This is a genomic window from Vicinamibacteria bacterium, from assembly GCA_035620555.1.
Lineage (GTDB): Bacteria > Acidobacteriota > Vicinamibacteria > Marinacidobacterales > SMYC01 > DASPGQ01.
Genome location: DASPGQ010000496.1, coordinates 1 through 3,999, shown reverse-complemented (window position 1 = coordinate 3,999; position 3,999 = coordinate 1). Strand labels below are relative to the sequence as shown.

Sequence of the window (3,999 nt, the reverse complement as noted above, 5' to 3'; positions counted from 1 at the left end):
GAGCACGCGGTCGAGGTACTGATCCAGCTTTTCGCCCGACTGGATCGCATCGAGGCGCGCCTCGGCCTCTTTCGGAAGTGGGCCGAACTTCGCCGTGAGCTGGCGTTTCAGCGTCTCCCGTTTGCCCCGAACCTCACCTTTCAGCAAGAGCTCATCTCCCCAAGTCAGCTCCGTGTCCTGCACTTTCGCGTACTCCTTTCTCGCGACGACCTTCCCGAACTGCTCGCGCTGACGTCTACCTGGGTGGAAGTAGGTCTCGATCACATTGACGAGCAAGTACTGCCGCGCTTCGTCCCGCTCGCTCTCGACTACTTGTTTCAGCATGCGCGCCCGTAGATCGAGACTCTCCGTCGCCCGCCCTCGGCGCATCAGCGCGGAAAGTGCCGCGCTCAACGGGCTCGTTTCAACATACTCCTGGGCGACGCGCCGTGCCAGTCCGACAATGGCGTATCGGAAGCGCAGGAGCTCGCGCCCAAAGAGCTTCTCGCTGTATTCGGCGACCTCCCCGGATTGGTCCGCCCCTCAGATACAGCACGATCGGAAAGGACCGGCGTCGCGTAGCGCAACCGAAGCATCGAGTATCGGAGAGACGAAATGGCGACGCTCACGCCTCCTCCCCAGCGCGCCAGACCACCCGCGTCGAAAAATAAACCCCCTGCGCTGAAACCCGCGGGATTTTGCGGAGTATAGGGGGTATGAGCGACGCCAACCGCTCCGTGGGAATCCCAGTCGAAGCGAGCCCGCCCGAAGTCCCGACGGAGAAACAACTTCTGCTCCGACACCGGAATGGCGACCCCGATGCGTTTCGAGCTTTCGTCGCTCGTTACCAGGCTTCCGTCTACGCCTTCATCCAGCGATCCGGTGTGCCCGAGGCTGATCGCGAAGACGTCTTCCAGGATACGTTCATCCGGATTCATCGCGCCGCAAACCGCTATCAGCCCGAGCGGCCATTGAGTCCGTGGGTGTTCACCGTCGTGGTCAACACGATTCGGAGCTATTTCCGGCAACGCCACCGCCGTGGATTCGTCCTCGATGCGCAGGTCGAACGTCTCGCGAGTCCTGGCCCCTCCGCGGAGTCACGGGTCAAAGCCCAGCAAACCCTGGAGCGGATCGAGTGCGAGATTTGCGAGCTGCCCTCCACGCAACGGGAGGCCTTGCTATTGGCGGTCGTACAGAACCTGTCGATGCACGAGATCGCCGAGGTACTGGAAGTGCCCGTCGGCACCGTCAAGACGTGGCTTCGACGCGCCCGGGCACGCTTGATGGAGCGTCTGAAGGAGCATCTATGAGCGCTTGTCCCGAAATCCGCGATCATCTTCTGACTTTCGGAAACCGAGACGCCGTGCACGTGTTTCAGCACCTGGCGAGCTGCGCGCCCTGCGAGAGGTTCGCCGCCCGCGTCCTGAGGCTCGAAGCTCGCCTACGCGCTCTTGCCGAAGTTACCGTGCCCGACGGATGGGTCGAGCGGCTCTGCGCGCGGCCCGAGTTGACGAGTCCTCCCGCCGGCGCCGAGCCAATAGAAGAAAGGCCCTTCGGACTCCGGCAAGACCTGGAGCCGCGGGGGCTCTGGTCGGCGCGCGGATTCTCTTTCTTGCTGCACGCCGCTTGCCTCCTGATCGGTCTCGCGCTGTCAGTGCAGAACGAAGTCGGCTCGCCGTCCGTGCCGTCACCCGCAATCACGATCCGATTCTATGAGCCCGGCGCCTCCGGACCCGGTGGCGGAGGTGGCGGCGGCGGAAGTGCAGGCCCCTCACCGGCGGCTCCTTCGCCGACCGAGCAAGAGTTCGCCAACGCCGAATCCGGACCTCTGGCGCCCCGCGCCGTCCCGGCTCTGGAGCTTAATGCTCTGTCTACCCCAGAGCTTCCCGAGGAAGTCACTTCCCTCCTCGACACCCGTCTCTCTCCCGATGCGGTCCGGGTGCCGGGGCTGACTTCGGATGTTCCCGGAGGGCCGCGCGCCGACTCGCCGAGCTCGGGAACCGGAGGCGGAATCGGGGGCGGTGAAGGCAGCGGCCTAGGCACCGGCGAAGGATGGGGAGTCGGCCCCGGAAAAGGCGGCGGCTTCGGCAGCGGTGACTACGCGCCTGGCTCGTGGGACATCGATCCCGTCCTCATCCACGGCTTAGAACCGGCATACCCCGCCCGGGCGCTCGAACGTCGGATCCAAGGCGAGGTCTTGCTCCAGATCCGGGTGCGTGTGGACGGCTCCACCGAAGTTCTACGAGTGTTGAAGGCGCTCCCCTACTGCGTCGAAGCCGCAACCGAGGCGGCGAAGCGATATCGCTGGAAGCCCGCTCTGAAAGCGGGAAAGCCGGTCGAGGCGGTCGGGGTTCTGACCGTGCGATTCGAGCTCGTCCCGCAACGGTAGACGCCCATCGGACTCGCACCACACGTCCCATTCGGTGTACTGTCGATTCCGACCCGTGAGCTACGCGACGCGAACCTCTGCCATGTTCCTCGTTTGCCTGATGGGCTCCGGCGTCCGTTGCACCGCCGAAGACGTGCGCCCCATCACGAACGCTGATACCGTCCTCGCCATCTACACGAAGAATTTCGGACTCCAATCGCCGGGAACGACGCAGTTGGTCGTCGCTGCATGGGGCGACGGACGCATCGTCTGGTCTGACGATCCGCTCGAAGGTGGCCCTCCGTATCGCACCGCCGCGTTTCCGTCCGCGCAGTTGGAGACGCTCCTCGCCCGGCTCGATGAAGACGGCATTTTCGATATCGAGGAGCTCGCCCACCCGCAGTTCGGCTCCGATTCGCCGTTCACCAGCATTCTTGTGAAGCTTGGAGCAAAACGACTCGAGCTCCGGTCCTGGCACGAGCTTCACGAAAAGGGCAGCCAAGCGATCGCAACGAGCCGCGGTATCGTGGCACGTGAGGGCCGGCGTCGCCTCGACGTTCTCCGCTCGGACACTCCCGAGTACCTGTTCTTCCGCCTCGTCTGGGCCGAGCTTCGAGCGCGGGCGACGTCGCTCATCCCGAAAAGCGGGAATCTTGTGGACGGCCATGTCGTAATCGAATCGGGTGCCCTATCCTGGAGGGAGCAAGAATAAAGACTTTCGTCGGAGGCGGGCGACTCGGAGGCAGATGCTCGCGGTCTTCTATTTCTCTTCGAGCCCGAGCTCCTCGAGTGACTCGGCGACGAGAACGCGGTCTAGGTACTGGTCCAGCTTTTCGGCGGACTGGACCGCGTCGAGGAGCGCCTCCGTGTCCTTGGGGAGCGGTCCGAACTTCGCCGTGAGCAAGCGTTTCAGCGTCTCGCGCTTCCCCTGCACGACGCCCTCTTGTCGGCCTTTAAGCAAAAGCTCATCTCCCCAAGTCAGCTCCGTCTCGTGCACTTTCGCGTACTCCTTTCTCGCGACGACCCTAATGAATTGCTCGCGCTGACGTCTACCCAGGCGGAAGTACGTCTCGATCACGTTGCCGAGCAAATACTGCCGCGCTTCGTCCAGTTCGCTCTCGACAACCCGTTTGAGCATGCGCGCCCGTAGCTCGAGAGCGTCCGACGACCTGCCCCGGCGCATCAGCGCCGAAAGCGCCGCGCCCAGAGGGCTTGTTTCAACATACTCCGAACGACCCGCCGTGCCAATCCAACGACGGCTCCGGAACTGCAGCACCTCCCGTCCGAACAGCGTCTCGCATACTCCTCGACCTCGAAGGGGAAGGCGAGCTTCCAGGACGAGGAGATATAATTCACACATGAACTGGCTAGGGCGAATCGTGGTGAGCGCGTCAGTGCGAAGCGGCAAGCCTTGCGTGAAGGACACGAGGATTACGGTCTATGACGTGCTGGAGTATCTCGCTGGTGGGATGAGCGAGGACCAGATTCTGAGCGATTTTCCGGCTCTCACGCGTGAGGATATTCGGGCATGCCTCGCCTTTGCGGCCGCGCGTGAGCGGCGCCTCGCGAATTCAGTGGCGTGAAGCTGCTCTTCGACGAAAACGTGAGCCCCCGACTTGCGCCCGCTCTCTCTGAAGAGTTTCCGGGAAGCC

General features: G+C 63.5%; 6 protein-coding genes. 4 read left to right on the top strand and 2 right to left on the bottom strand.

Annotated elements, in window-relative coordinates:
- On the bottom strand, positions 1-324 hold a 324-nt coding region (locus tag VEK15_20300), incomplete at its 3' end, for a hypothetical protein (GenBank protein ID HXV63053.1).
- A 371-nt stretch (positions 325-695) separates the two neighbouring features.
- On the opposite strand from VEK15_20300, the gene VEK15_20295 reads away from it, so the two are divergent.
- Genes VEK15_20295 through VEK15_20285 form a run of 3 tightly spaced genes read left to right on the top strand, consistent with a single transcriptional unit; the run spans position 696 to position 3,059 of the window.
- Positions 696-1,289, top strand: a complete 594-nt coding sequence (locus tag VEK15_20295) for an RNA polymerase sigma factor (protein HXV63052.1) — start codon at positions 696-698, stop codon at positions 1,287-1,289.
- Entirely contained in the window at positions 1,286-2,368 is a 1,083-nt protein-coding gene (locus VEK15_20290) for an energy transducer TonB (protein ID HXV63051.1), read from the top strand. Before VEK15_20295 ends, VEK15_20290 begins: the two co-directional genes overlap by 4 nt.
- Positions 2,369-2,423: 55 nt before the next feature.
- Positions 2,424-3,059 carry a hypothetical protein gene (locus VEK15_20285; GenBank protein ID HXV63050.1) on the top strand — a complete coding sequence of 212 codons (636 nt, stop codon included), beginning with the start codon at positions 2,424-2,426 and terminating at the stop codon, positions 3,057-3,059.
- Between the two features lie 48 nt (positions 3,060-3,107).
- Here VEK15_20285 and VEK15_20280 read toward each other — a convergent pair whose 3' ends face one another.
- Positions 3,108-3,485, bottom strand: a complete 378-nt coding sequence (locus VEK15_20280) for a hypothetical protein (GenBank protein ID HXV63049.1) — start codon at positions 3,483-3,485, stop codon at positions 3,108-3,110.
- Positions 3,486-3,705: 220 nt separating this feature from the next.
- Here VEK15_20280 and VEK15_20275 point away from each other — a divergent pair, with 220 nt between their 5' ends.
- Positions 3,706-3,930: a DUF433 domain-containing protein gene (locus VEK15_20275; GenBank protein HXV63048.1), complete on the top strand. Its 225-nt coding sequence runs from the start codon at positions 3,706-3,708 to the stop codon at positions 3,928-3,930.
- Positions 3,931-3,999 lie beyond the last annotated feature (69 nt).

Excerpts from the sequence above, each read along its gene's own strand:
- VEK15_20280 (HXV63049.1), bottom strand. The coding sequence starts at position 3,485 with ATGCTCAAACGGGTTGTCGAGAGCGAACTGGACGAAGCGCGGCAGTAT.
- VEK15_20290 (HXV63051.1), top strand. The coding sequence starts at position 1,286 with ATGAGCGCTTGTCCCGAAATCCGCGATCATCTTCTGACTTTCGGAAAC.
- VEK15_20275 (HXV63048.1), top strand. The coding sequence starts at position 3,706 with ATGAACTGGCTAGGGCGAATCGTGGTGAGCGCGTCAGTGCGAAGCGGC.
- VEK15_20295 (HXV63052.1), top strand. The coding sequence starts at position 696 with ATGAGCGACGCCAACCGCTCCGTGGGAATCCCAGTCGAAGCGAGCCCG.